Raw genomic sequence first — 26783 nt, forward strand, 5'->3', positions numbered from 1 at the left:
GGGCTATCCGTGCAGGTCGAGGGTGTAGATGAGGTCGTCGTGCAACGTATTGCGCAGCAGGTAGGCCTGGGGCACACGGCGGGCGAGGGTGAAACCGCACTTTTCCAGGAGCCGGCAGGAGCCGTCGTTGCCGTCGGTGACCGTGGCCTCCAGCGACTTCAGGTCACTGTCGGCGGCGAATGCCAGAATGGCCCGCAGCGACTCGCTGCCCAGGCCCTTGCCGTGCCATTGCGGCAGCAGCAGGTAGCCGACCTCGGCGTGGCCGGGGCGCAGCACGCGCAGGCCGGTGACGCCGACGTCGCAGCCACTGGCCTTGTCGACCATCACCAGGCACAGCCAATGTTCCGCTTCGGGCGACCACTGCGGCAGGCGGTGTTCGAAACCACGGCGCACTTCGCTTTCCGGCAGTTCGTCGAACACATGGCGCATGGTGTCAGGCTCGCGGTGGAGCCTGAGGAACAGTGGCCAATCGGCTTCGTTCAGCGGGCGCAGGTAGAGGCGGTCGGTGTGCAGCTCCAGCATCCGGTGCTCCTTGCGGGATTGGGGAGGGCAGGGAGTTTTTTACGCCGGACGCCGGGAATGTTCAAGGCTAGGATGTACGCCCTATCAAAGCCCCACCCAGCGCACTCTGCCAGCCAACGGCACCACCTCGCCCCCTGGCGTGGGCAGTGCCCGCCCCAGCAGCCCCATGCCTTCGCTGACCAACACCCCATCGCGCACCAGGCACAGGTTGGACGGGGTATCCAGGCCTTGGGCAAGCACCGTCACCTGCTCGGTCTGCAGGTTGCAGTGCAGGAGCCTGCCTGAAAAACGGGTGAAGCCGCCATGCTGCGGTTCGCCTTGCCAGTCAGGCGTCAAAGGTTGCTGCACGCTGTCGCAGAGCTCCAGCACCAGCAGGTTGCCGCTGCGATCCAGGGCCAGGCCGGTGGGCAGTTGCAACCCCTGGACAACCACCTCGATGCGTCCATGGGCTGGCCAGACCCGGATGACCCGTCCGGCCCTGTCGGCAAAGTCGATGCCCTTGCGCAGCGGGTCACCGTGCAGCTCGCCGGAGAACAGACTGATCAGCACCGCGTCCGTGTCGGGTTCGTACACCAGTGTGACGGGCACGGCCTCCTGGCCTTGCTCCAGTTCGGGCAACGACGCCAACACGCGCTCCTGCTGGCCATCGACGAACTCGACCAACTGGTTGCTATCGGGCTTGACCGCCAGCCAGCTGCGTCGGGTTGGGTGAAAGCACAGTGCGTTGAGGTTGCCGCGGCTGTGGAACACCGGCTCGGGTGGGTTGAACTGCAGGTCGAGCAACCTCGAGCCCTCGACATAGTCGGTCTGGCTGGCCAGGCAGCGTCCGTCACCGCAGGCGATGTCCGACAACCCCATGATTTCGTCGCGCCACATGCGCGTTTGCATGTTCATGGCGCGAAAGCCCTGTGCCAGGGTTTCCCGGGGCAGATAGGCGCCGGGTGAGGCCGGGTCCGGTCGCAGTCGGCTGATCCGGCCGCTGAAGGGCTGCTCGGGCAGGCCGGAGCCGGCCTCGGCCAGCAGCAGGCTGCCATCGGCCTGCAGGCAGATGCCGCGCGGGTTGAGCAGCCCCTCGGCTACGAGGGTGCTGGGGCGCAGCGTTTCGCGTGGATGCTTTGGTACATGTACAGGTGCGGGCATCGAGTTTCTCTCCGTGAGCGAAGGTGGGTAGCGGCTACTGTCAGAGCTGCCAGGGCTGCCCGGTAAGGTAGGCGCGCAGCAGCGCCCGCTGACTCGGCGACATCGAGCGCACCACCGGCATGAACAGCGTGGTGCCTTTGTAGGCATTGGCGGTGCGGGCGAGGATCGGACCCTTCGCCGCCATGACCGCGTTGGGCTGGTTCAGCGGTACGTACCGGGACATGGCAGGGAAGGCCAGGTAGTGAAAGCGCAGCACATTCGGGTACACCTGCTGCCAGGTGATGGTGCTGCCGGTGGCGATGCCGAAGTCGGTACTGGCGAACTTGCGGAAGTTGGTGAAGAAACTGCCGGCGGCCAGGCCGTTGACGGAGTAGCTCAGGGCGACGAACCCGGCCTGCGCGTCGGTACCGGGTTTGATCTTGACCGGCAGGTTGACCGCGAGCTGGCCGGCCTCGACGTCCAAGGTGTCGGGCACGTCGAGGAAGTCCCAGTTCTCCGGTGCTCCGTAGACCGGGCCGGAAGGGCCGGTGTCGAGCGCTATCTTGCTCAGGGTGGTTACCGGGCCGCCCAGGTAGCGGACCTGCAGGGTGATCGACAGGCCGTCGGGGTAGTCCTCGGTGTAGACATTGCGCTGGTCGGCGTAGACCCGATAGACCGACTCGCAGGCATGCAACAGGGTGCCGGCGACGGCGCTGGGAGCGTCGACGTGCAGCACCGAGGTTTTCGTCGCCTGCTGCTGGCTGGCGTCGAGCGGCAAGTCGACCAGGCCGCCATACACGTAGTAGTTGAACAGCAGGTCGCTGTTCGGGTCGAGCGTGGCCAGGGGTACGGTACCGGCGGTGAAGGTGACCGGCCCGTAGTTGGCGTTGGGCCCGATGGGGCTGGTGATGTCGTCGCGCACGGCCCTGAAGGTCTGCTTCGGAATCAGGTTGACCATGTCGACGCTCAGCAGGCCGCTGCCGGCAAGCTCGGCGTAGGCGGTGCCGCCGGTGCTCTGGTTGACCAGCTGGCGTCCGGGCTGGCAGTTGGCGGGCTCGTTGGCAAAAGCCGGGGCCAGGGTGCCGATGACCCGACCGATGCTCGGGTTCGGGGTATATCGGCCCGCGGCGTAGTCGGCGTCCAGTTGCGCGGTGGTCATCGCCGGGCACATCTCGAACATCACGAAGCGCAACACGATCCCGGTCGCCCCGGGCGCCTGGATGATCGCGCGCAGCCCAGGGCTGTCGCGGTTCCAGCTGACGATGCTGGCGAGCGGGAAGGTCAGCTGGAAGGTGCCGCTCAGGCGGAACGAGCCCGGCGCGTCCATCGACGCGGGCAACAGCACGCGCTTCTTCACATCGAGGCTGCTGCAGACGGTGTCGCAGCGGATCAGCAGCTGGGTATCGCTGTTGCCACCGATCTGCAGGCCGCCGACGAAGATCTGCGTGGTGGTCGTGGAGGTCGGGTCCAGGTCCACCATCATCGGGCCGGAGTTGCTTGGCTGGCCGGTCGCCGGGTCCAGCGAGCCAAGCAGGTACACCGGTTGCCCCACCAGGTCACCGCTGGTACTGACGCTGCCTGGGCTGCCCTGCGAGCTGATCATGGCGTTCTGCAGATCGACCAGGTGCTGCCCGTAGTGGTTCCAGCCGCCCGCGGTGTAGTAGTTGCCGTTCGGCGCGTTGAGCATGCTGTTCAACTGATCGTCGCTATAGGACTGGGCGCCCGGCGCCAGGGTCGAGGTGGTCAGGTCGAAGATCGGCCACTCATCGTTGCCATCGAAGGGGATGGTCGGCGAGTTGTTCGGCAGGCTGACATCGGTGCGGATGCCACCCCAGAAGTTCAGGCGTGGGCCATTCAGGATGCTCATGGTTCAATCCTCGTCCTTGATGGTTTTGCCCAGGGGCGCATGGGCGAATTTGAACAGGTAGGAGAAGTCGGACTTGTACGGGCTCCTGACCGCGGTGGCCATGGAGTGGCAGTTCATGCAGCTGCTGTTGGGCTGGATGTAGCTTTCCATGGTGACATTGGCCGCCAGTGCGGGTGTCGGCTGGCCCAGTGGATTGCCGGGGTTGTCGGGCATCAGTGGGCGCTGGGTGGTGACCAGCTGGTAGTACTTGAGCACGCTGCGTTGCAGTCCGGGGTCGGCGCGGTAGGCGGCGTTGACCTGTTGGGTGACATCGGCGATCGGGGTGACGCGGTTCAACGGGTTGGGGGTCTGGAAGGTGGTGCCGGGCTTGGGCACGCAGACCAGTTGCGTACCCTGGGTCTGCCAGTCGCAGGGCGACTGGTTGAGGCTCGCGGCGGGCGCGTCGGCGTTGAAGTAGGAGTAGGCGGTGCCGGGTGCAGGCTGGTCGACCCACTGGCCGCCCACCAGCGCTTTGGGCGGCACGTTGTCGATCTGCTCGAAGGTCGACCAGATCCACTGCGGATAACCCTTGGCCTTGGTGATCACGTGCAGGCCCACCAAGCCGAGGTAGGCCTCGGTCACGCCATTGCGCCGGCTCTGGTCATCGAAGGTGGCCACCCGCGCCAGCATGGTCAGGTAGCGGCTGGCGTTGTCATGTGGCCCGAGGATGCGCCAGCTCGACTTGATCTCGATGACGCCATAGGGGAACTGGATGTTGGCTGCTCTGGACACCACATCGGCGTTGTAGAACTGGTTGGCGACGATGTAGTCGTAGGACGCCTCGTTGGCCGAGATATCGTAGTAGGTCGGGTTGCCGGCCTGGTCGATCAGCCAGCCGCCGACCGCCTGGTCGATGGCGTTGACCAGCGAGCTGTTCTTCAGCGCGGCGATGTTGATGATGCCCAGGCTCCTGGCGCCCTGCGGGGTGTTCCAGGGGCCGGGATTGGCGCCACCGGGCAGGAAGATCTCGTCGACGCTCTTGTAGGTCTGCCAGACGGTGTAGCCGGCGTCCCCAGGCTGCCTGGTGCAGTCCGGGTTGCCGCGTTGGCGGTCCTGGGCCGGCCAGTTCAAGGCAATGAACAGCTGCCAGCTGTAGCGATCGAACTGGTCCTGGCTGGCGTTGGCGGCCGGAGCGCTGCTGGGCGGCTGGCAATCGAGCTGGGTGGCCAGGGACGAGGGCATGGCCTGTTCCCTGGCCAATGCCGGCAGGCTGGCCAGGCCCAGGGCTATCACGGATAAGCGCAGTATGGCTTTCATGGCGATCCTTCGTCGTGGTTCAGGGTTTGCGCTGCATCAGTTTGTTCCACTGCGCCTTGTGCCCGTTGCTCTGCGCCGCTGGCGGCTCGAACAGCTGGCAGGGCGGCGGGTTCGACGGGCACATGGCGGCGACCTGCGCCCAGGTCTGGGCGGGGTCGGGCTTGGCGATGCGAAAGCCGGTGTAGTTCTGGCTGACGATCGGCGCGTTGGCGACGCTGGCGTCCCCGGAAAAGTAGAACGACTGCGGTTGCCGGTAGGGCGGCTGGCCCGTGGCCTTGTTGTAGAAGGCATAGCCGAACAGGATCGGCCCCTGCGGCGAGTCCAGGTCCAGGGCATAGGCCTGCACGCTGGCGTCCAGGTGCTGGCTGCGGGTGGCGCTGTAGGGCAGGTGCTTGATGAAATCCTGCCGAGGCGGGTGGTTCATCGGCGAGAACATGCAGCAGGCCGGCATGTCCTTGGGCCGGTCCTGCGGGTAGGTGAGGAAGTAGGCCTTGTTGCCCAGGGACACGAACGAGCAGGTGTAGTTGTTGTTCTTGATCGGGAAGATCGGCAGGCAGTACTTCTCGTAGTGCTCCATCATGGCGCCGAAGCCGTCGCCATCCGCTGGAATGTAGGTGGTGTCGTAGTAGCTGGTGCCACGGGACACGGTGTAGTCGGCCGGGGCCAGGGTGGCCGGCGGGTTGCTGTAGGGCGGCGGATTCTGCTGGTAGTTGTGCATCACCCGGTACATCGTCCAGTCGCTGATCCAGTACGCCGGAAAGAACGGATCGGACGGGTCGCTCGGTGCGCGTTTGGCGATGCAGTTGCCGTTGCTTGCATCGCACCCCAGGGTGTTGTGCACGCCCATGGTGAAGTAGACGGCGCTGTCGTCGGCCTGGGCGACCAGCGAGGGGCACAGCAGAATGACAAGCAGCAACAGTCGGTCGAGGATGCGGGTGTTCATGGGACACTCCTGTGAAGTGTGCCGGGTGACAGCCTCGTCACCCGGCAGTCCTGCCGGTCAGCCTTGTGGGTAGTCGCTCATGCTCAGCGGGATGGGTGGGTACTTGCGTTTCACCAGGGCCTGGGCCCAGAGCTCCAGCACCGCCCGGCGGCTTTGCGGCATGTCCCGGGTGATGGGCATCGCCAGGGTGCTTTCTTCCTGGTACTCCTTGCTGATCAGTACGATGAGCTGGTCGACTGCGCCTTCAATACGCGCCAGGGAGTTCAGCGGCATGTACTTGTTCATGATCGGGTACATGTAGAAGAACGGCTGCAGGATGAGCGGGTAGATGAAGCTTTCCCAGATCAGTTGGCCGGCGTTCTGCTGCTTGTAGACCTGGTTCCAGGCATCGACGAACGCCTGCTGTATCTCCGGCTCCTGGGGCAGCACGCGCAGTGGCGCGAGGAAGTCGGTATAGGCCTGCGACAACTTGAAGCTGAACGGAACCTGCGGCGGCTGCTTGCCCTCATGCACGAAGAAGCGCAAGGTCGGAAAGCCCGGTGCCACGGCCTTGACGGTCAGCAGGGCAACCCCGTTGGCGTCGGTGGTGATTTGCGTGGTGCTGTACTGCACGTTGCCCTTTGGCTCATCCTGCAGCTGCAGCGTGCCCTGGCCCTGGATGGGGTTGGCGAACGCCAGGCTGGGGCTCAGGTCCACCGAGCCAGGCGTGGGCAGGTATTGCTGGTAGCTCACTGAATCCATACCGCTGGCCGGGCCGGCGAGATGGGTCGCCGTGAGCCGGCGCCCAGTGCCTTCGCTCAACTGGCGGGTGAGCGGCGGGGTACCGACGAACTGCGGCAGGTTGGCGGTATTGTTGGCGCGATCACTCGGGTCGTCCAGGAACAGCGTGAAGTCGGCCGGGTTGCTGAACGCCAGGTAGTAGTCGGTGGTGCACATCATGTAGGCGTTGTTGTACTCGGCCACCGTCAGCACGGTACCGGCCGGCGCCGGCAGACCGTCGTACTGCACCATGATCTGCAAGGTCTTGCTGTCGCCGACGTCGATGAAACTGGCGCTCTCGACCACTTCGGCGGTCCACATCTGCTGGGTCGCCGCCTGCACGGGCGTGGTGCCTTGCTGTTGCAGCTCCAGCGATCCGCTTTGCAGCTGTTTCTGCGCCTCGGCGCTCAACGGCAGGTCTAGGATCCCCGAGCGTTTGTCGAAGGCCGCCTGCTGATAGTCGTCATAGCCGAAACTGGCCAGCGGCGTGAACTGCTCGCCCTGGCGTATGCCCAGTTGGTAACTGCCGGCGTCGAACTTCGCCGCCACCGGTATCTGGGCTTTCGGGTCGAGCGCATAACTGGGGAACCCGTTGAGCAAGTCCAGTGACAGGGTGTCGTCATGCACCTGCGCCGAGATGACCCCCAGCGTCATCGGGCCTGCGTCAGCGCCGTTCTTTTGCAGTTGCACCGCTTTGCAAGGCACCAGCCGCCGCCCGGCCGGCGCCGTAGGGAACTCGTCGTCGAACCACAATCCCAAGGTGCCGGCGGTGCGGCTGTAGGCGGGGTTGAAGAAGATGCTGCCGACGTTGTCCAGGCCTTTCTGGTACATCGCCTGCACATTGGCCAGATCCGCCGGGGCGGTGGAATGGGTATTGATGGGCGGTTGGTCGTTGAAGATGCCGTTCTTGTCGTAGCAGGTCAGGTAGGTGGAGAAGCGGAACATCAACCCTTTGGCCTTCTGCTGTTCCATCTGTTGCTGCAGGTTTTGCAGGAGTTGCGAGTTGCCGATTGCCCAGCTCAGGTTCTCTTTCGGGAAGCAGGTCTGCCAGGTGGTGGTTACATAGATGAGGCCACCGAGGTTGGCCCAGTTGAAGTTGAGGAAGCGGTCGAGCATGCGGTGCTCGCGCTTGAGCGTCAGGCCGCACTGGGCGTCGCCGAGCACCAGTCGGTCGAAGTACAGCGCGGTGAAGGTGTTCTGCCAGGGGCTGACGTCGACGAAGCGCGCCGGGGTGGGGGCGTCACTGCCGAACGGGTTGCCGAGCAGGTTGTAGGTCTGGTTGATCAGCGGGTCCTGGCTGACATAGCCGCCACCGGGCAGCTCGCCGCCGGTGATCACGGAGGCGGTCGCCGGGATCGTGTGGTCTGCCGGCGTGTAGTTGACGGTGCCGCAGGCGTTGTCGCCAAACAGGTTCCACTCGCCGGGGATCATCACGCTGGGATTCTGCGCGACGTTGCCCGGCACCTGGGTCACATAGGTGGGGGCCTCGAGCAGCACCTGCGGAGCGATCACCCATGGCATCAACTTGCTGCTGGCATTCGCCGGGTTGATCCCGTAGTACTCGAGAAAACGCCAGTTCAAGCGCATCTTCGAGGCGTCGTAGAGCGGGTACATGTCGTTGTTGTTGGCGGTCGGCGGACTCCAGTACATGTGGCCGCCGAGGTAGATGCGCGGGAAGTTCAGTACGCTCATGTCATGCTCCTTAGCGTTGCCACTGGGCGCGTTTCAGCGACCAGACAAAGTCCAGTTTGTTGTACCCGGCGAACTCGGACGCCGGCACTTCGGCAGTCGGATAGACAATCCCGCCTTGCTGCTTCTGGGCGAAATTGAAATAGCCCTTGGTCTTGGAGTAGGCCGCCGTGCCATGGCAGGCGAAGCACGAGGACTGGCTCTGGAAGGCCGACTCGAGCTGTGAGTTGGCCAGCAGCTTCGGATTGGTCTCGGACTGGGTGCCGATCAGCTCGTATTGCGCCAGTGCCGGGTACTTGGCCTGGAAGGTGGTGTTGGCAGTCTGCGCCGCCGGGGTCGGCCCGGTGCTGTTGCTCATCGGGGTCGGGGGAATCGCGTTGGTCACGGTGTACTTGCCGTTGTTGCGATTCTCGAAGGTGGTCCAGACCCATTGCGGGTTCAGCTTGTTGACCACGTGCAGGCCACTGAGCGCGGCGTAGCCGACCTGGTACTGGCCGTTGTCCTGCTGGTAGTAGGCCTGGGCGATGTAGTAGCCATCGCCTTGCAGTTGCTGCTGATAATCCGGGTCATTGCCGATCCACAGCCAGGCGGCCTTGAGCTCCCAGGCGGTGGAGGGGAAAGCCAGGTTGCTGGTCAAGGCGGCCTGGCCGTTCACGTTGTACACCTGCTTTTGCACGATGTAGTCGAAGGTGTCCTCGCCCATCAACAGCTGGAAACGCACCGGTTGCCCCTGTTGCGCGGTGGGTACCGCGCCGCCCATTTCCAGGATCAGGCCGTCCACCTGCTGCACGGCGTTGAGGTTGTGGAACGTGCGGTCGGGGTTCAGGCCCTGGGCCTGGGCGGCCTGCAGCACCGCGGCCGGCACCGGCTCGCTCTGGCCCCAGGGCAGCGGCGCGGCGCCATTGCTCAGGTAGACCTGGTCCGAAGGCTTGAGGGTTTCCCAGACCCGATTGGGGCTGTTCGACTCGACCGGCTGGTTCAGGCAGACGAACCAGTTCCAGCTCATGCTTTCCGGCCCTTGGGCGAAGGTCTGCCGGGCCTGGTCGACGTTGCCGCCAAACTGCATGAACTGGTTGCAATCGAAGGGGGTGGTACCCTCGGCCTGGGCCAGTCCGGCCAGTGCGCTGAGGACGGTTATTGAGATGGCTCGCCGCATGTAAGCTCCTTGGCTTTGGCCAGGTCGGTGTATGAGTGCCCCAGAAAATGCTGCAGGAGCAGTTGCTTCACCGCTGTCGCCGGCAGGCTGCCCGGCAACGGCAGATCACAATCGGTAATGAGCAGCGGCCCGGTTTGCGCGCTGGCGGGCAGACGGCCGTGGCTGCCACGCACCATCGAGGTGTCGAGCGGGATCAGGTCCATGTAGTAGCGAAAGCCGAGTTTCTTCTGCAGCAGGCGCCGCGCCACTTTCAGCCTGGGGAAGCGGATGGCGGGGTCGATGAACAGCTCCAGTGGGTCGTAGCCGGGCTTGCGGTGGATGTCCACGGTGCGGGCGAAGTCCGGTGCCTTGCGATCGTCGAGCCAGTAGCGGTAGTCGAACCAGTGATCAGCGGCGGCTACGGCGACCAGTTCGCCACTGCGCGCGTGGTCCAGTTGCCAGGCCTGCTGCTCGGTCCTGTCCAGCACCCGCTCGATGCCGGGCTGGCCTTGCAACAGGGCTTTGACCCGAGGGATGTCGCGGGCCTGGCGGACGTAGACATGGGCAATCTGGTGGTCGACGACGGCGAAGGCAGCGCTGGCGCCGGGGTCGAGCAGTTCCCAGGTCAGTGACTGGCGCACCTGCAGCAGACCTTCGGCGCGCAGCAGGCGATTGATGGACACCGATTGACTGACTGCCTCGATGCCGTACTCCGACAGCAGCATCACGGCCGCGCCTTGCGTCTTGGCGAAGCCGAGCAGGCGGCCGACCTCGGCGTCGATGGCCCGCACTTCGTCGACGATAGAAGGGTGCCCTGGCCCCAGGCGCTGCAGACAATAGTCGAGGTGTGGCAGGTAGACCAGCTGCAGGTCCGGGCGATCGAGCTGGAACTCGGCCATGGCGCAATCGACGATCCAGCGGCTGGAGGTGATGCCGGCAGCCGGCCCCCAGAACGCCGGGAACGGAAACGCGCCGATCTGCTCTTCGATCCGCGCATGCAGGTTTGCCGGGGACGAGTACAGGCCGAACAGCTTGCGGCCATCGGCCGGATAGTGCGGGCGCGGGGTGATGGCGGCATCGACGTCGGCGTACATGTTGTACCACCAGAACAACTGGCTGCAGCGAAAGCCCGGCAGCTCGCGCTTGAGCGTCTGCCAGACCTTCTCGCCCTGGATCAGGGCGTTGGGTTGCAGCCAGAAACGCACTTCGGCCTGGTCGCGAAAGTACCAGCCATTGCCGACGATGCCGTGCCCGGCCGGTGGCAGGCCGGTGAGGATCGAGGCCTGCACCGTGGAGGTGACGGCAGGGAACACCGGTTGCAGGCTGGCCATCCTGGCCTTTTGCAACAGCCGGTTGATGTGCGGCGTTGCCGTGCCCAGCAGCGCAGGCGTCAACCCGACCACGTTGATCAGCAGCAGCGGTTGGCGGGGCTGTTCAGAGGGCATCGGCACACACCTCCTGTGCGTGGGATTGCAACAGGCGACGCTGGCGCAACTGCTCCTCGACCCAACGCAACTCGTCGCTGATGCCCTGTTGCTGGGCAGGGGCGGTGGTGGGTCGCAGTTGCGCAGGCAGAACGCCCCAGCTGTAGGTTTCCACTTCCAGCACGGGGCGGATGTCCTCGTGCGCGGCGAGAAAATCGAAGGTCTGCGCCAGGGCGGCCTGGCTGGCGCCGAGCTCCGGCAGCAGCAGGTGTTCGCTGAACAGCGGGATGTGGAAGTGAACCCGCAACTCCCGGTAGCGCCCGGGCTCCGCCAGGCAGGCGGCGAGCGCAGCCGGCAGGTCCGCCCAGGCGCACAGGTGGCCTTGGCTGTCGCGCGCCTGCACCTGGTGCAGATAGGTGGCTTCGGCAAAGCCGCCAAGCACCTCGAGTACCTGGGCGCAACGGCGAATGTCCTGGGCCGGCAGGCGGCAGATCATCGCATTGGACAGCTGGATCTTGCCGATGGGCACCCCGGCCTGGCGCAGCCTTTCCAGGGACTGCCGGCAGTCCTCGAACATCACCGCCTGGTGGCAGACGTCGAAGCACAGTGCCAGGTACTCATGATGTGGGTCGCTGGCCTGCCAGTGGTGGAAGAAGGCGATGGCCTGGTCGGTGGTCTGCAGCACGCAGTCCGGCTCCATTTCCAGGCATATCATGATCTTCTTGCCGGTTTCCTGGTGCAGCCGGGCCAGCGCCGAGGTGAGCTGGCGCAGCTGTTCCTCGGCACGCTGCTGCAGCGCCGGGCTCCAGTGGGCGGCGTAGCCCAGCGGCACGCTGGAGATCACCCCTTGCCGGCAGTCCGGCGGCAGGGCCTCGGCCAGCAGCCGCGCCAGCTCCAGGCTGTACGCCAGCCGTTGCGGCTCGGCCCAGCTGGGCAGGTAGACGGCAGCCTTCACCGCGCCCTCATGGAACTGTCCGTAGGGGAAGCCGTTGAGCGAGGTCAGGCGCAGCCCGCTGCGTTGCAGCAGGTCGAGAAACGCCTGCCGTGCCGGCGCCTGGCGCAACTCGGAAGCAGCGCGGGCGCTGATCCACAGCCCGCTGTCTTGCACGTCGAGCCCGCGCAGTCTGCGCACGCCCTGGAAGTGCTGCTCGATGGAGGCGCGCAGCGCGGCCAGGTCAGGTGCCGGGTGCACGTTGCCGCAGTAGCCGAGCTGCGAGGCGCTCCAACCCCGGCCAGCGCTCATTTGACCACCGGATCCTGGCCGCGCAGGGCCGAGTTTTCCTGCCACTGGCGACGCTGGTCGATGGGCAGCGGGGTGCTGACCAGGGCCTTGTCCAGCTGGCCACTCTGGGCAAAGAAATCCACCGGGTTGTGGAACAGCACCTGTTCGACCTGGGCCTCGCTGAAACCTGCGGCCAGCATCGCCTGGCCGGTCTTTGGCACCTTGAGCGGGTCACTGATGCCCCAGTCGGCGGCGCTGTTGACCACCATTTTTTCCGTGCCGTACTGCTGCAGCAGCGCAACCATGCGTTGCTCGGACATCTTGGTGTTGGGGTAGATGGAATGGCCGCGCCAGCAATCGCTGTCGAGCACCAGCGGCAGGGTCAGTTCGTTGAGGTGGTCGATGATCACCAGGTGTTCGGCGATACCGACTTCGCGGATCACCGCCAGGGTGCGCTTGGTGCCGCCGATCTTGTCGCGGTGTGGCGTGTGCACCAGCACCGGCAGGTTGAATTGCTTGGCAAGCTCAAGCTGCGCGGCGAGAAAGCGGTCTTCTTCGGGGGTGATGTCGTCGTAGCCGATTTCACCCACCGCCACCACCCCATCCTTGACCAGGTAGCGCGGCAGGACCTCGAGTACCTCATAGGCGATCGACAGGTCGTTGGCCTCCTTGGGGTTGAGGCCGATGGTGCAGAAGTGATGGATGCCGAACATGCTGGCGCGAAAACGCTCCCAACCCAGCAGGGTGTCGAAGTAGTCGACGAAGCTGCCGAGGCTGGTCCTGGCCTGGCCCTGCCAGAACGCGGGTTCGATCACCCCGGTGATGCCGGCGGCAGCCATGTTCTGGTAGTCGTCGGTGGTGCGGCTGACCATATGGATATGCGGGTCGAAGTACTTGGGCATGGTGAATCCTCGTCAGGGAGAAGGCATCGTCGGGTATCAGGTGGCCAGGTGCTCATGCCAGCCGGGGGGCAGGCATTGCTGACGGCTGAGGCCGAGCAGCCGCTGGTGTTGCGCCGGGCTGAGCAGGTTGAAGGCAATCGCCAGGTACAGACCGCCGGAAACCGGGCGCGCGGCAGCCAGTTGCTCATCCAGCAGATCAAGGGCCAGTTGGTTGAGGGTGACGCCCTGGCGCTCGCTCAGGCCGCGCAGGCGCCTCACGTCCAGCCCCATGCCGAGCGCTTTGAGCACCAGCTGGTGGAACGCCCGCTCCGGGTAATGGCGGGACGGGTAGAGGGTGTCGAGGGCGAGGGCGGCGAACACCTGGCTGTTGCTGGTGCGCCCGGCCTGCAAGGCCAGCTCCAGGCACGCGCCACGGCTGTCGAGCCAGTCCAGGGCCTTGAGCAGGGCGACCTTTTCCTGGTCGTCGCCCCAGAGGAACAACTGGCGCAGCAAAGGCAGCTGCCCGGCCTGGGGTTGCTGGTCGAGGACCTGTGCCAGTAGCAGCGCGCGTGCCAGTTGCAGCTGGCTCCAACCCTCATCGTCGGGCATGGCCCGGTCGCCGATGCGGCGCTTGCACTGGCTGCTCAGCAGGGCGGCAGTGTTGGCGTCCGGCGACTGCCCGAGGCGTTCCTGCGCCTGGTGCCACCACTGCAACTCGGTCTGATCGAGTTGCGCGACCAAGGCCTGCAGCCGTTCGGCCAGGCAGTCGTGGCGCATGTCCAGCGCCGCCGTTGGCGACGAAGCGATATGACTGTTCATGTCGGTTTGATCCAGCGTTGGAGGTGTGGGAGCAGGAAGAACACCAGGACGCACAGCAGGCTGCCCAGGGGCTGGTCGGCCACCGCCAGCACCAGGGCATCGAACAGCGGCAGGGCCGCCAGCCCCGCGCCGATGAAGGCGCGTACTTGTCGGCGCCGCGGATCGGCGAGGTGCAGCCAGTAGTGCCAGCCCAACCAGCCCAGCCACAGCAGCAACACCGGCCAGAACCACAGGGTGTCGGCGTAGGCCGCCAGGGCCAGCGGGCTGAGCATCAGCAGCAGGGGCAGGCGGCTGAGCAACTGGTTGAGGTGCTCCTGGCGTGCCAGGTAGGTCAGGCCGCTGATGTACACGCCCAGCAGGATCGCGCACAGCCAGATGGGCTGCGCCGGCACCGCCAGGCTGGCCGCCGCGGTGAGGTACAGCGCCGAGCGGCATGCGCCCATCAACCAGACGCTGTGGACGTGGGTCTTGTGCAGCAGGTTGTAGCCGAGAATGCAGCCCACCAGCAGGGTGACGCTGCCCAGCAGCCAGTGCGGCTGTTCGACCAGGCGGCTCAGGCCGAGCGCCGCGGTCGCGGCCAGCAGCAGCAACCCGTAGATGGCCAGGCGCACCTGCCGTCGGCTGACCAGCCCGAGGGTGATGGGGCGGGCGTTGCTGTGCTGTTGGTCCCAATCGGCGTCCAGCAGGTCGTTCAGCAGCATGCCGGCCAGGTACAGCAGCGACAGCATGGCTAGCAGCAGGAGCCACACCAGCGAGGAGGGTGGCGCCAGGGCGCCGGCGCTGCTGGCCAGCAGGGCGGCGGCCAGGGTGTTGGTCCACACCGTGGGCAGGTTGGAAACCCGGCCAACGGTCATCCAGGTTTTCAGGTCCGGCGCGATCGGGTTCATTGCGCGCAGCCCTCGCCCAGGGTGAGGGGCGCGCGCTGGCTGACCAGCCGCAGCAGCGCCTGTTCCATCAGGGCGTCATCGATCTCGTGCAGGTCGACCGATGTCCCGATGCAGCTGAGCATGGGGATGGACAGCTGGCCGCCGAGGTGCTGGCGAAACTCCTCGAGCCCGAGCAACACCCGCGAACGCCCATGCGCATCTTTCAGGCTCAGCTCCGGTGGGCACAGGTTGAAGCCAAGCCTGAGCAACAGGCTGATGACGCGCTCGCTGTCGGCATCGCTCAACAGACCCAGGGCATTGGCATAGAGCCCGTCGAGGGCCATGCCCACCGCCACCGCTTCACCATGGCGCAGGCGGTGCTGGCTGAGGTTTTCCAGCTTGTGCGCCGCCCAGTGGCCGTAGTCCAAGGGGCGTCCGTTGCCGCGTTCGAAGGGATCGCCAGCGCCGGTGATGTGCCCCAGGTGCAGCTCGGCGCAACGGCGGATGGCGTAGCGGCTGGCAGGATGATCGAAGTGGGCGAGGGCGTCGGCCTCCCGCTCCATCCACTCGAAGAAGGCGCGGTCCTTGATCAGCGCCACCTTGACGGCCTCGGCCAGGCCGGCGATGCGGTCGCGGTGGGCAAGCGTGGTGAGCAGCTGGAAGTCATTGATCACCGCGCTGGCGGGGTAGAAGGCGCCGAGCAGGTTCTTCTGGCCGAAGGCGTTGATGCCGTTTTTCACGCCGATGCCCGCGTCGTTCTGTGCCAGTACCGTGCTGGGGATGCGGATCAGGCGCATGCCCCGGTGAAAGGTGGCGCAGGCGTAGCCCACCGCGTCCAGCACGGCGCCGCCGCCCAGGGCCAGTACGAAGCAATGGCGGTCGAGCCCATGGCTCAGCATGTCGCTGTACAGCTGTTGCAATACCTGTGCGTCCTTGCTCAGCTCACCGGCCGGCACGGCGATGGGCGCGGCTTTCAGGTTCAGGTCCGCGTCATGGGCGGCAAAGTAGGCGTCGATCTGGCCCGGCAGGTGCGGTGCGCAACGCAGCAACTGTTCATCGGCGAAGACCAGCACCGTTACCCGACCACGCTGCTGTGCGGTGAGCTGGCGATGCAGGCAGGTGTTGAGCGGATCGAACAGGTGCTCGGTGAACACCACGGGGTAGTCGTAACTGACGGTGAAACGTCCGCGCAGTGGTTCACCCTTGCGCAAGGCCTTGAACAGGCTGTACCCGGCGATGAACAGCGCGGGCAGGACCATGCCGGCGAGCAGGGTCACCAGCAGCGCGTTCTGCGCGACCAGGAAGCTGCCGATGGCGCTGTAGGCCAGTGCCAGGCCGGCATTGGCCAGGGTAGTGACGAGGATGAAGGCGCGCAGCGGATAGCGCTGCATGCCGGCCGCCACCACCGAGGTTTCCGCCAGCACCGGCACGCCACGCAGGCAGATCAACGATAGCGTGCCCAGCCGATACGCCAGTTGCCCCGGCTGGCGCTGGTGCAAGCCCAGGCGGCTGGACAGCAGGCGAAAATACCCGGCCCCCAGCGCATACCCCAGCCCGGCACCCAGGCACAGGCCAATGAAGATCACCAGGTAGCCGCCAACGCTGCCAAGCGTCGCCACCGCAAGCAGCGCGACCATGCTCGACGGCACGGGTAGTACCACGTCCAGCGCCAGTAAGCTGATCAGCAGCAACGCCAGGGTCAGCATCTGGGCGGGGGTCGAAGGCAGGAAGTGTTCGAGGTGGGAGAGGAAGTTCTGGATCTGTTGTTCGAATAATACAAAGCTGGCGATCACCAGGCCTGAGAAGCACAGTACTGACAACCAGAAATGTTTGCCCGGCCCTCTTTGCGAGAGCGCACGATACCCGCGGCTGCGCTTCATCAAGCGTCCCTCTTGTTATTTGACTGATTTCCGTTTCAGCAATCGAACGTCACGCCCCATGGACGCGAGGACATGGACTCCTCTGAACTAAATGGCGGGGGAGTTGTATTTATGATGTTGGCGAAGACAAACACAAAACTAGTCGGCCACTTCGCTTTTGCAAGTAAATGTGGGGCGAAGGGTTAGATGAAACTCGTGATTTTTAGGCGTGCATTAGAATGCTTGCGAATTATTAATCGTGAATATATATAAATGATTAACCGGAATGGTTATGGATATTCACTGACTGAATGATAATCATTTTATTTTTATCCGCTGCTTGTATTCTCCGGCTTTTAAGTTGAGGTGGGGACTAGATAGTATTCTAACTAGTGCGCAACTAATTAAAATGATGTGTAGTTACACAAAACGTTTTACTTACAGTCTTCATACAACCTGCACAGCGATTACCGACAAAAGCGTCAGATCTCGTTTCCCGCTGAACGATGGCAATCTCAGCCCATTCGAGCAAGGAGTACATCCGTACTCCACCCCTGGCAGGACACCATCTGTAGTTCGAGCGAGGTGCGCCACCCAGCGTTGTCGCCGATGCCGTGCGATGTTAGATTGCCACCCCCCGACGGACCGCACGCCCTCCAAGGAACCCCATGGCACGCTTGAAAACCGCCGCTTCTTTAGCTGCAACGCTATTTCTCGGTGCCTGCACCACCTTGCACAACGGTGCCGAGTTCGCCGAGGTCGCACCCCTCAAGCAAGACGCGGCGCTGGTCTACCTCTACCGTACCGGTGTTGCCCCTTACTGGCGCAGCCCCACGCTGGTCATCGATGGCAAGGAGGTCAGTGAAGTGAAGAACCGTTCTTTCACCTACTTCTACCTGCCACAAGGCCAGCACCAGGTTGCCACCCGCTGGGCCCTGGACCTCTACCCCTTGAACGTCAACGGCACCCTGGACCTGCGCAACGGCCAGGCCTACTACCTGAGGCTGGGAGGTGGCATGCAATTCGCCCCGGGCATCGGCCCCGGTGGGCTGAATGTGGGGGTGTCTTCGAACCTTGGCCAGGTGCCGGCGCCGACCGCGCTGCGGGAAATGCGCGACAGCATGTACATCGACAACGCGCTGCAGGCGCAGTGACAGGCAGCCGCCTGGAAACCTACGAGTGAGAAATGTCCCTATGCAATGTCTGCGTCTTGCCCGCAACGGCTTGTTGCTACTGACCTGCGCGATCGCCAGCGGCTGCGCGGCCTATGTCGAAAAAGGCGCGCAAGGGCTGGCGGACAACGAAACGGCCAAGATCCGCGCGATCGACAAGTTCCTCACCATCGCCACGGTGGATGGCGTGGACACCTGGTGGATCGTCTACACCTCCCGCCGCGAGTATCGCCTCACGCCCGGGCCCCATCGCTTGGAAGTGAAGCGCTGGATCGACACCCGGGCCACGCCGTCGATTTTCCGGGATGTCACACTGGTTGCCGGGCGTGAGTACGGCATGAAACGTGTGGAGAGCGATGACTGGTTCGGTTTCGTCATCGAAGACCTGGCGACCGGTGAACGGGTCGATAGCTTGATTGGCGGGCGCTGAGCGCGATAGCGTGCCGGGTTGAGGTAATATCGCCACCTCGCCACCGGCAGCCCAACGCGCCAGACAAAGGATTGCATGCCCGCCACCCCGTCCCTGCGTCACCTGTTCTTCTGTGTCGTGCTCGGAGCGCTCTCCGGCTGCCGGCCTGAGCCCGCACCGCCGCTCGACCAGCAGCTCTATATCTGGCAACGCCAATGGCAACCCGCCCACGAGCAGGCCCTGGCGGACAGCCGCGCCGACTTTTCGACCTTGCGCGTGCTGGCCTTGCAAGCGCAGCCCAAGGCCGGGTGGAGCAGGGCGCTGGTCGACCTGCCACGGCTCAAGGCCGATGGCAGGCCGGTGATCGCCGTTGTGCGCCTGGACGGCCAGTTGCCGACGCTCAACCTGCAGGAGGCAGGCCCACAAATGGCGCGCCTGCTGGCGGACTGGCAGGCCGCGGGTGTGCCCCTGGAGGGGTTGGAGATCGACCATGACAGCGGCAGCGTCCGCCTTGCGGGCTATGGCGAATTTCTTCTGAAACTGCGCGCACAACTGCCGCCGGGCCTGAAGCTGAGCATCACCGCATTGCCCGCCTGGCTCGACAGCCCGCAGCTGCCGGCGCTGTTGCAGGCGGTGGACAGCAGTGTTTTGCAGGTGCACGCAGTGAGCGACCCGCGTCGCGGCCTGTTCGATCCGGCGCAGGCCAGGCAATGGGCCGAACGCTGGGGCCAAGTCAGCGAAAAACCGTTCTACCTGGCCTTGCCCGCCTATGGCGTCGCGTTGCTGCCTGATACCGGCGGTGCGCCCGTTGTGGAAAGCGAAACACCGTTGAACCGTGGTGGCGAACGCCGCGAACTGCTGGCCGATCCACAACAACTGGCGGACCTGGGCAGGCAATTGCGCAACCAGCCACCTGCGCACCTGGCCGGGCTGATCTGGTTCCGCCTGCCGTTGCCCGGCGACCGCCGCGCCTGGAGCCTGACCACGTTGAAGGCGGTGGCGCGAGGCGACGCGCTCGCCAGCCACTGGCGGGTGGAACTGTCCGGGCAGGCGGCGCTGCGCGACATCACGCTGGTCAACGTCGGCAATCTCGACCTGCCGATACCTGCGCGGGTGGAACTGGACGTCGCATCCTGTGACGCCGCCGACGGGCTCAACGGCTACCGCTTGCAGCAACCCCCGCAACAACTCACCTTCAACCGCCAGTCCAGCGCGCGTCTTGCCGCTGGCGGCCGGCGCGTCCTCGGCTGGGCGCGCTGCCATGGAATCGATCAAGGAGCATGGAATGTCTACCCGTAACTGGCCCCGGCACCTGCTGTACCTGTCCCTGAGCGTGCCGGCCGTTCCGGCGCTGGCCTGTGGCCCGGACTTCCCGATGCAGTTGCTCGGCGACCGAGCGCACACCCTGGCCGAGTTGCCGGAAGGCAATTTCGGTTTCGAGGTGAATCGCCTCGGCGAGCAAATCGCAGGCCTCAAGCCCGCCACCGATGTGACCCTGACGCCTTACTGGGACAGTGACGACAACGACCGACCTTACCGTGAGCAGCGCAGCCGTATCGAGGCAAGCGAGCTACCGCAATCGCTGCGCGAGAAGGTCGCGCAACTGCGTGCCCTGGCGGATCCGCAACAAGTGCTGGAGCAGGGCGCCGAACTGCCGGATGAACTGCGCCTGTACATTGCCGGCGCGGTGGCTTTCGACACAGACGAGCACGCCCTGGCCGCGGATTATTTCGCCAAGGTGCTGGCCCTGCCAGCTGAACAACGCAAGCTGCGCAGCACCTGGGCGGCCTACTCGCAGGGGCGGGCCTTGATGGCCCGGAGCTTCGAGGCCAGTGATGACCCGCAACAGACCCCGCAGGCCCTGCAAGCCCAGGCGCGCGAGGCTTTCCAGCAAGCCCGCGCGCTCAGCGCCGAAGGCTTCAGCGACCCATTGGAACTGGGGGTTGCCAGCCTTGGCGAGGAGGCCCGCCTGGCCAAGCTCGCCGGCGACTGGAACAACGCCATCCGCTTGTATGCCAGCCAGAGCCGTCTGGGCTCGGGCAGTGGCTACAGCTCGCTCAGGCAGCTTGCCAACGAACTGGTGAGCCTGCCCGATGAACAGCTGAAGACGCAGTTGGCACAACCGATGCCACGCAAGCTGCTCACCGCCTATCTGCTCAGCCATCTCGGTTGGGACTATGACGGCCAGCCGCCAACCCAGGCCCGGCGCCTGCCCGGGTTGCTGCAGGCCAGTGTCGGCGACAAGCTGGAAGACGCCGACCGCTTGGCTGCATTGACCTACCAGCAAGGCAACTATGCCGCGACCAGGAGTTATCTGCAGCAGGCTGGCGATACCGGCCTTGCCTGGTGGCTGCGCGCCAAGCTGGCCTTGCGCGATGGCGACAAGGCCCAGGCAGCCGCTGCCTACGCCAAGGCCGCCGCGGCGTTCCCCCGCGAAGAGTCGTGGGGCTCGAGACAGACACCCGATTGGGACTACGAAAGCGTCAAGCCCGGTTGCCGGGTCGAAGGCGAGGGCGCAATCCTGGCGCTGGAGCGTGGCGACTACCTGCAGGCCTTCGACTTGCTGTACCGCAGCCAGGAGATCTACTGGCAGGATACGGCCAACGTGGCCGACCGCGTGCTGACCCTGGACGAGCTCAAGGGCTATGTCGATGCCCATGTGCCGGCGCCACCGGCACCCAAGGTGGAAGAGGGCGGCTATGTACCGCGACCGGTGGCGACGCAGCTGCGCGAGCTGCTGGGCCGGCGCCTGCTGCGCGAGGGCCGTTACGACGAGGCGCCCGGCTACTTCGCCACGGCGCAGTTGCAGGCTGATGCCAAGGCCTACGGCCAGCACCGCCAGGAGGCCGTCTCGCGCTGGACACCCACGGGCCGTGCCGAGGCGCTGTTTGCCGCGGCCACCTTGGCACGCGGCGCCGGCATGGAGATCCTCGGCTACGAAATGGCGCCGGACTATGCCTGGCTGGGCGGCAGCTTCAGCCTGGGCAGCGCCACCCTGCAGCCCGGGCCGTTCATCGGTGCCGGCGAGGTGCAGCGCCAGTTGGCGACCGAAGCCAAGCCCGACCAGCGCTACCACTACCGCTATGTCGCCGCTGACCTGGCCAACCAGGCCGCGGACCAATTGCCGCGCAGCAGCCAGGCCTTCGCCGCGGTGCTGTGCACGGCGGCGGGCTGGGTGCCGGGCACCGAGCAGGAAAGCGCGCTGTACAAGCGCTACGTCCAGCAGGGGCCGTTTGTGCAGTGGGCAGAGGATTTCGGCAACCAGTGCGAAGCGCCCCGGTTCGACCAGGCCAACAAACGCTACGTGACAGAGAAGCTGGATGCCGCGCGGGCGGCGTTGCGGCCGTACAAGGCGCAAGCGCTACCGGTGGGGTTGGTGGTATTGGCGGGGGTTGCCTGGGTGTGGCTGCGGCGGCGCAAGGCCAAGGTGTGAAACAAAAAGGGGCGGCCATCAGCCGCCCCCTGACCTTCACTTCTGTGCAGTCTTCACCCCAGCATCCTGCTTCACCGTTTCCTCAAGCGTGAAACGGCCCAACGGGTTCTGCAGGAAGTTCTGGATATTGCTGCGCGAGATGTTGATGTACGGGCTGTAGTACAGGTCGATCCAGTGCACGTCCTGCTTGGCCAGCTTCTGCAGGTCCTGGTACATCTGCCCGCGCTTGACCGGGTCGGTCTCCACCCGGGCCGCGGCCACCAGGTCCTTGACCTTGTCGTTGTGGTAGCGGGTCATGTAGTTCTGGTTGGTGTCGTGGCCAAGCACGAAGGTGGTCTTCTGGTCCGGGTCGAGCACGTCGTTGGTCCAGTACATCACCGACAGGTCGTAGTCGCCATCGACCAGCATCTGCCAGCTCTGGGTCGGGTCGACTTTCTGCAGGTTGGCGGTGATGCCGACATCGGCCAGCTGCTTCTGTACCAGCACGGCAATCTGCTCGTCGGCCTCGTTGCCGGCGTTGACCACGTAGTTGACCTTGAGCCCCTCGGCACCGGCCTTCTTCAGCAGTTCACGGGCCTTGGCCGGGTCGAACGGGCGTTGCGGGTTGTTGGCGTTGTGGTACAGCGCGCCTTTTGGAATGTACGAGTAGGCCGCCTCGCCATGGCCGAAGGTCACGGTTTCCACCAGGGCCTTCTTGTCGATCGCCAGGTCGATGGCCTCGCGCACCTCGACCTTGCCCAGCAGGCCTTTCTCATGGTTGATGAGCAGGTGGTCCTCGCGGGTCGACGGGTCGATGTGGATGGTCAGGCTCTTGTCTTTCTGCAGCGCGTCGACGCGGGAGAACGGCACGAAGATCGCCGAGTCCAGCTCGCCGGCCTGGACCTTGAGCATGCGCGTGTTGTCGTCGGGGATCGAGATCCACTCCACGCCGTCCAGGCTGACCTTGTCGGCTTCCCAGAAGTAGGGGTTCTTCTCCAGAATCACGCGGTCGCCGCGCAGCCACTCCTTGACCTTGAACGCGCCGGAGGTCACCGGCTCCTGGGCGTAGGCCTCTTCACCGATGGCGTCCATGGCCTTTTTCGACAGGATCGACACGTTGGCGGTGGCCAGTTGCGCGAGGAACGGCACCGACTTGTTCTTCAGGGTCACCACCAGGGTGCGGTCATCCGGCGCTTCGGCCTTGTCGATGATCTTGTAGGAGTCGGACCACAGCGAGCCGGGGTTGTCGCGGATGCGCAGCAGGGAGAACGCCGCATCGCTGGCAGTCAGCGGCGAGCCGTCGGAGAACTTGGCTGCGCGGACCTTGAAGGTGTAGGTCAGGCCGTCGTCGGAAACCTTCCAGCTTTCGGCCAGGCCCGGCAGCAGCTTGGTGCCGCTGTTGTCGACGCGCACCAGCACGTCGTAGACGTTGGCGAAGACCCAGCTGTCGCGGTTCTGCGCGCTCTTGATCGGGTCGAAGGTGGTGCTCTCCTCGCGGCAGCCGATGGTCAGCACGCCGGCGGCCTGGGCCATGCCACCGGCCAGGGTGCTGGCGGCCAGCACGGCGGCGGTGAGTAACTTCAATGCGGTGGGTTTCATGCTCAAGCTCCGTTTGATGGTCATGTGGGGTGGGTCAGCACGGCAGGCGCGGGTGGACGCATGCATGGTAGCGGCCACCTTCTGCGTGGCTGGGGGGAATATCTGCGCCGCACTGGGGCAACGCGTAGCGGCAACGAGGGTGAAAGGCGCAGCCGGACGGTGGCTGCAGCGGGCTCGGCGGCTCGCCGGCCAGCGGGTGCTGCGGCAGGCGCCGGGCCGGGTCGATGTCGGCGATGGACTGCACCAGCGCGGCGGTGTAGGGATGGCGCGGGTCGTCGAAGACCTCGGCCACCGGGCCTTCCTCGACGATCCGCCCCAGGTACATCACCGCCACCCGGTCGCACAGGTGGCGTACCACGCCCAGGTCGTGGGTGATGAACAGCAGGGCCAGGCCCATGCGCTGGCGCAGTTCCAGCAGCAGGTTGATGATCTGCCCCTGGATCGACACGTCGAGGGCGGCAACGCACTCGTCGGCGACGATCAGCCGGGGCTCGACGGCCAGCGCCCGGGCGATGCCGACCCGCTGGCACTGGCCGCCACTGAGCGAACCGGGCTTGCGCTCGGCGAGTTCCGCGCGTAGGCCGACCAGGCCGAGCAGTTCGGTGACCCGGGCCGGGATCTGCGCGGCGGGCACCTTGCGCTGCACCTGCAGCACCTCGGCGAGGATCTGGCCGATGCGCTGGCGTGGATTGAGCGCGCTGTACGGGTCCTGGAAGATCATCGCGGTCTCGCGGCGCAGGCGCTCGATATCCAGGCGGTTGCCCTGGCGCATGTCGCTGCCGTCGAACAGCACCTGGCCGCTGCTGGCCGGGGTCAGTTGCAGGATGGCCCGGGCCAGTGTGCTCTTGCCGCAACCCGACTCGCCCACCAGGCCCAGGGCCTGGTGGGCGGCAAGGCTCAGCGACGCGCCGTTGACGGCGTTGACCTTGCGTGGACGCAGGTTCAACAGGCCGCCGCCCGGGGCGGGGAACTGCACATGCAGGTCGTTGACCTGCAACAGCGTGGTCATGACAGGCCTCCGGTCAGCAGCGGGGTATGGCAGGCCAGGCGATGGCCGGGGCCGATCACCCGCAGTTCCGGCAATTGTGCCCGGCAGTCAGGCGTGGCCTGCGGGCAGCGCGGTTCGAAGCGGCACCCTGCGGGCAGGGCGTCGAGCAGCGGCGGTTGCCCGGCAATGGTGTTCATCAGCCCCGCGTGGCGCCGCGCCGCGGGGTGACAGGCCAGCAGCCCGGCGCTGTAGGGGTGGCGCGGCTGGCTCAGCAGGGCCTGCTTGGCGCCGTGTTCACACAGGCGCCCGGCGTACATCACGGCGATGCTGTCGCAGGTCTGCGCCACCACGCCGAGGTCGTGGCTGATCAGGATCATCGACAGGCCGCGGCGGTCGCGCAGCTCGAGCAGCAGGCGCAGGATCTGCGCCTGCACGGTGACGTCCAGCGCCGTGGTCGGCTCGTCGGCGATCAGCACCTTGGGGTTGCAGCCCAGGGCCACGGCGATCATCGCCCGTTGCCGCATGCCGCCGGAGAACTCGTGGGGATAGCTGTCGACGCGGGTTTTCGGGTCGGGGATGCCGACCTGGCGCAGCACCTCGATGGCCTCGGCCCGCGCTTCGCGCCGCGAGGCGCCCTGGTGCAGGCGGATGCCCTCGGCGATCTGCGCGCCGATGCGCATCAGCGGGTCGAGGTGGCTACTGGGGTTCTGGAAGATCATGCCCAGCTCGCGACCGCGCATACGGCGCATGCCGGCTTCGTCCAGGCGCAGCAGGTCGTTGCCGGCCAGGCGCACGGCCTGGCCTTCGAGGCGCAGATTGGGCGATGGCAGCAGGCGCATCAGGCCGCGACAGGCCAGGGTCTTGCCCGAGCCGCTTTCGCCCACCAGGCCGAGGATCTCGCCCTCGCCGAGGTCGAACGACAGGCGATCGACCAGAGTGACATCGCGTTGGCCGGCGCGGGCGATGACGCTCAGTTCGCGGACCTGGAGCAGGGCAGGGCTCATGTGCGGTCTCCCAGCAGCTCGGCGACGCCGTCGGCCAGCAGGCTGAAGCCCATGGCCAGGGTCACCACGGCCAGGCCCGGGAAAGTGCAGATCCACCAGGCGCTGGTGATGAAGCTTTGCCCCTCGGCCACCATGGTGCCCCACTCCGGAGTGGGCGGCTGCACGCCAAGGCCCAGGTAGCTGACGGCCGCGCCGTTGAGCAGCACCAGCACGGCATCCGACATGCAGAACACCACCGAGCCGAACAGGGCATTGGGCAGCAGGTGGCCGAACAGCACGCGTCGGTGGCTGAACCCCAGGCTCCTGGCGGCCAGGGCGAAATCGCCTTGCTTGAGCACCAGGATCTGCGAGCGGATCAACCGCGCATAGGACACCCAACCCACCAGGGCCATGGCGATGTAGAAACTGCCCAGGCCCGGGCCGAGGATGGCCATGATCGCCAGCATCAGCACCAGGAACGGGAAGGCCAGGACGATATCGACCAGGCGCATGCAGACGTTGTCCAGCAACCCGCCGACATAGCCGGAAACCGCGCCGATGCAGGTGCCCAGCAGGAACGGGAAGATCACCCCGATCAGCGCCATCTGCAGGTCGATGCGCGCGCCCCAGATCACCCGTGAAAGGATGTCGCGGCCAAAATTGTCGGTACCGAACGGGTGACCAAGTCTGGGCGCGGCCAGGCGCAGGTCGGCGTTCTGCGCCAGTGGGTCGAACGGCGCGATCCACGGCGCGCACAAGGCCAGCAGGCACCAGCCGAGGACGATCGCCAGGCCGCAGTACAGCGTCAGGCGGCCATTGCCCAGGTGCCAGGCCAGGCGCCAGCGCACCGCCAGTGCGGGGCTCTGGCTCATTGGATATTCACCCGCGGGTCGAGGGCGGTGGTCACCACGTCGGCGATGAAGTTCACTCCTACCGTGGCGCAGGCCAGCACCATGGCCACGCCCTGGACCACCATGTAGTCGCGGGTAAAGATGCCGCGCACCAGCAACTGGCCGACGCCGGGCAGCGAGAACAGGCTTTCGATCACCACGGTGCCACTGATCAGCCAGCCGATGTTGACCGCCAGCAGGTTGATGGTGGGCAACATGGCGTTGGGCAGGACGTGTCGGCGCAGGATCGCCCCTTCGCCCAGGCCGCGGGCGCGGGCGGCGGTGACGTGGTCGGCCTGCAGCTCCAGGAGAATGCTCGCGCGCAGGTTGCGCACCAGCACCGCCGAGAGTGCCAGGGCGATGGTCAGGCACGGCAACACCAAATGGTGCAGCTTGTCTGGCCAGGTGCGGCCATAGCCGGACACCGGGAACAGCCCCCAGTGCACGCTGAACAGCAAGATCAGCATCAGCCCCAGCCAGAAGGCCGGCAGACCGAGCCCGGCGGTGGTGAACAGGCGGATCAGGTTGTCGGCCCAGCCGCCCTTGTGCCGGGCGGCGAGGGTGGCCAGCGGCACGGCGATCAGCAACGCCAGCAGCACGCTGCCCAGCACCAGCAACACGGTCGGCTCGATACGCCCGGCAATCAGCGGCAGGGCATCGACCTTGTACAGCAGCGACTTGCCCAGGTCGCCGTTGAGCAGGTTCTTGAGGAAATACAGGTACTGCACCCAGATCGGCTCGTCGAGGCCGAACTGGGCGCGAATCTTCGCGATCGCATCCGGCGTGCTGCGCGCGCCCAGCAGCACCCGCGCCGGGTCGCCGGGGATCGAGCGCACCAGCACGAAGGTGATGATGCTGATGCCCAGCAGTACCGGCAGCAGTTGCAACGGGCGGATCAGGACGAACCGATAACGTGCCAGGCTCATCGA

At 65.7% G+C, this 26783-nt stretch carries 22 protein-coding genes; 4 read left to right on the top strand and 18 right to left on the bottom strand.

Translation table 11 applies throughout. The annotated features are described in order from the left end of the window. Positions 1-3: 3 nt before the first annotated feature. From ACODS9_RS04340 to ACODS9_RS04400, 13 genes are all read right to left on the bottom strand, one after another. Positions 4-522 (bottom strand): GNAT family N-acetyltransferase, encoded by a 519-nt coding sequence (locus ACODS9_RS04340; RefSeq protein WP_401108511.1) that lies wholly within the window; start codon positions 520-522, stop codon positions 4-6. An 84-nt stretch (positions 523-606) separates the two neighbouring features. Continuing rightward, complete coding sequence (locus ACODS9_RS04345) at positions 607-1662, bottom strand: hypothetical protein (protein WP_489093326.1); 1056 nt, start codon at positions 1660-1662, stop codon at positions 607-609. Positions 1663-1702: 40 nt separating this feature from the next. Next, positions 1703-3508, bottom strand: a complete 1806-nt coding sequence (locus ACODS9_RS04350; protein ID WP_489093327.1) for a hypothetical protein — start codon at positions 3506-3508, stop codon at positions 1703-1705. A 3-nt stretch (positions 3509-3511) separates the two neighbouring features. Next, positions 3512-4804 carry a hypothetical protein gene (locus ACODS9_RS04355; RefSeq protein ID WP_401108520.1) on the bottom strand — a complete coding sequence of 431 codons (1293 nt, stop codon included), beginning with the start codon at positions 4802-4804 and terminating at the stop codon, positions 3512-3514. A gap of 19 nt (positions 4805-4823) precedes the next feature. Then, complete coding sequence (locus ACODS9_RS04360) at positions 4824-5747, bottom strand: hypothetical protein (RefSeq protein ID WP_489093328.1); 924 nt, start codon at positions 5745-5747, stop codon at positions 4824-4826. A gap of 57 nt (positions 5748-5804) precedes the next feature. Continuing rightward, entirely contained in the window at positions 5805-8198 is a 2394-nt protein-coding gene (locus tag ACODS9_RS04365; RefSeq protein WP_401108523.1) for a hypothetical protein, read from the bottom strand. A gap of 10 nt (positions 8199-8208) precedes the next feature. Next, positions 8209-9351, bottom strand: coding sequence for a hypothetical protein (locus tag ACODS9_RS04370; protein WP_401108526.1), 1143 nt, complete (start codon positions 9349-9351; stop codon positions 8209-8211). Further along, complete coding sequence (locus ACODS9_RS04375; RefSeq protein ID WP_401108528.1) at positions 9330-10775, bottom strand: alkaline phosphatase family protein; 1446 nt, start codon at positions 10773-10775, stop codon at positions 9330-9332. The genes ACODS9_RS04370 and ACODS9_RS04375 overlap by 22 nt, the downstream gene beginning before the upstream one ends. Beyond that, complete coding sequence (gene eboE / locus ACODS9_RS04380) at positions 10765-11997, bottom strand: metabolite traffic protein EboE (protein WP_489093329.1); 1233 nt, start codon at positions 11995-11997, stop codon at positions 10765-10767. Before eboE ends, ACODS9_RS04375 begins: the two co-directional genes overlap by 11 nt. After that, entirely contained in the window at positions 11994-12878 is an 885-nt protein-coding gene (locus ACODS9_RS04385; RefSeq protein ID WP_489093330.1) for a TatD family hydrolase, read from the bottom strand. Before ACODS9_RS04385 ends, eboE begins: the two co-directional genes overlap by 4 nt. A 36-nt stretch (positions 12879-12914) precedes the next feature. Then, positions 12915-13676, bottom strand: a complete 762-nt coding sequence (locus tag ACODS9_RS04390) for an EboA domain-containing protein (protein WP_489093331.1) — start codon at positions 13674-13676, stop codon at positions 12915-12917. After that, a complete protein-coding gene (locus ACODS9_RS04395; protein WP_489093332.1) occupies positions 13673-14563 on the bottom strand; it encodes a UbiA family prenyltransferase in 891 nt (296 codons plus the stop codon). Before ACODS9_RS04395 ends, ACODS9_RS04390 begins: the two co-directional genes overlap by 4 nt. Next, positions 14560-16422 carry a 3-dehydroquinate synthase gene (locus ACODS9_RS04400; protein WP_489093333.1) on the bottom strand — a complete coding sequence of 621 codons (1863 nt, stop codon included), beginning with the start codon at positions 16420-16422 and terminating at the stop codon, positions 14560-14562. The genes ACODS9_RS04395 and ACODS9_RS04400 overlap by 4 nt, the downstream gene beginning before the upstream one ends. A 647-nt stretch (positions 16423-17069) precedes the next feature. On the opposite strand from ACODS9_RS04400, the gene ACODS9_RS04405 reads away from it, so the two are divergent. The 4 genes from ACODS9_RS04405 (at position 17070) to ACODS9_RS04420 (ending at position 21415) form a co-directional block, all read left to right on the top strand. After that, positions 17070-17555: a DUF2846 domain-containing protein gene (locus tag ACODS9_RS04405; RefSeq protein ID WP_160291250.1), complete on the top strand. Its 486-nt coding sequence runs from the start codon at positions 17070-17072 to the stop codon at positions 17553-17555. 40 nt (positions 17556-17595) lie between these two features. Beyond that, positions 17596-18003, top strand: coding sequence for a hypothetical protein (locus ACODS9_RS04410; RefSeq protein ID WP_401108543.1), 408 nt, complete (start codon positions 17596-17598; stop codon positions 18001-18003). 75 nt (positions 18004-18078) lie between these two features. Beyond that, positions 18079-19281, top strand: a complete 1203-nt coding sequence (locus ACODS9_RS04415; RefSeq protein WP_489093334.1) for a DUF3142 domain-containing protein — start codon at positions 18079-18081, stop codon at positions 19279-19281. Beyond that, entirely contained in the window at positions 19268-21415 is a 2148-nt protein-coding gene (locus ACODS9_RS04420; protein ID WP_489093335.1) for a hypothetical protein, read from the top strand. Before ACODS9_RS04415 ends, ACODS9_RS04420 begins: the two co-directional genes overlap by 14 nt. A 36-nt stretch (positions 21416-21451) precedes the next feature. On the opposite strand, the gene ACODS9_RS04425 is transcribed toward ACODS9_RS04420, so the two are convergent. From ACODS9_RS04425 to ACODS9_RS04445, 5 genes are read right to left on the bottom strand one after another with little or no spacing between them, the layout of a single operon-like run. After that, positions 21452-22993: an ABC transporter substrate-binding protein gene (locus ACODS9_RS04425; RefSeq protein WP_401108550.1), complete on the bottom strand. Its 1542-nt coding sequence runs from the start codon at positions 22991-22993 to the stop codon at positions 21452-21454. A 34-nt stretch (positions 22994-23027) separates the two neighbouring features. Continuing rightward, on the bottom strand, positions 23028-24002 hold the full coding sequence (locus ACODS9_RS04430) for an ABC transporter ATP-binding protein (RefSeq protein WP_489093336.1): 975 nt from the start codon (positions 24000-24002) through the stop codon (positions 23028-23030). Then, positions 23999-24985 (bottom strand): ABC transporter ATP-binding protein, encoded by a 987-nt coding sequence (locus tag ACODS9_RS04435; RefSeq protein WP_489093337.1) that lies wholly within the window; start codon positions 24983-24985, stop codon positions 23999-24001. The genes ACODS9_RS04430 and ACODS9_RS04435 overlap by 4 nt, the downstream gene beginning before the upstream one ends. After that, positions 24982-25836 carry an ABC transporter permease gene (locus ACODS9_RS04440; protein WP_489093338.1) on the bottom strand — a complete coding sequence of 285 codons (855 nt, stop codon included), beginning with the start codon at positions 25834-25836 and terminating at the stop codon, positions 24982-24984. Before ACODS9_RS04440 ends, ACODS9_RS04435 begins: the two co-directional genes overlap by 4 nt. Further along, positions 25833-26780, bottom strand: a complete 948-nt coding sequence (locus tag ACODS9_RS04445; RefSeq protein WP_401108561.1) for an ABC transporter permease — start codon at positions 26778-26780, stop codon at positions 25833-25835. The genes ACODS9_RS04440 and ACODS9_RS04445 overlap by 4 nt, the downstream gene beginning before the upstream one ends. Positions 26781-26783 lie beyond the last annotated feature (3 nt).

It is taken from the genome of Pseudomonas sp. FG36 (genome assembly GCF_057809275.1).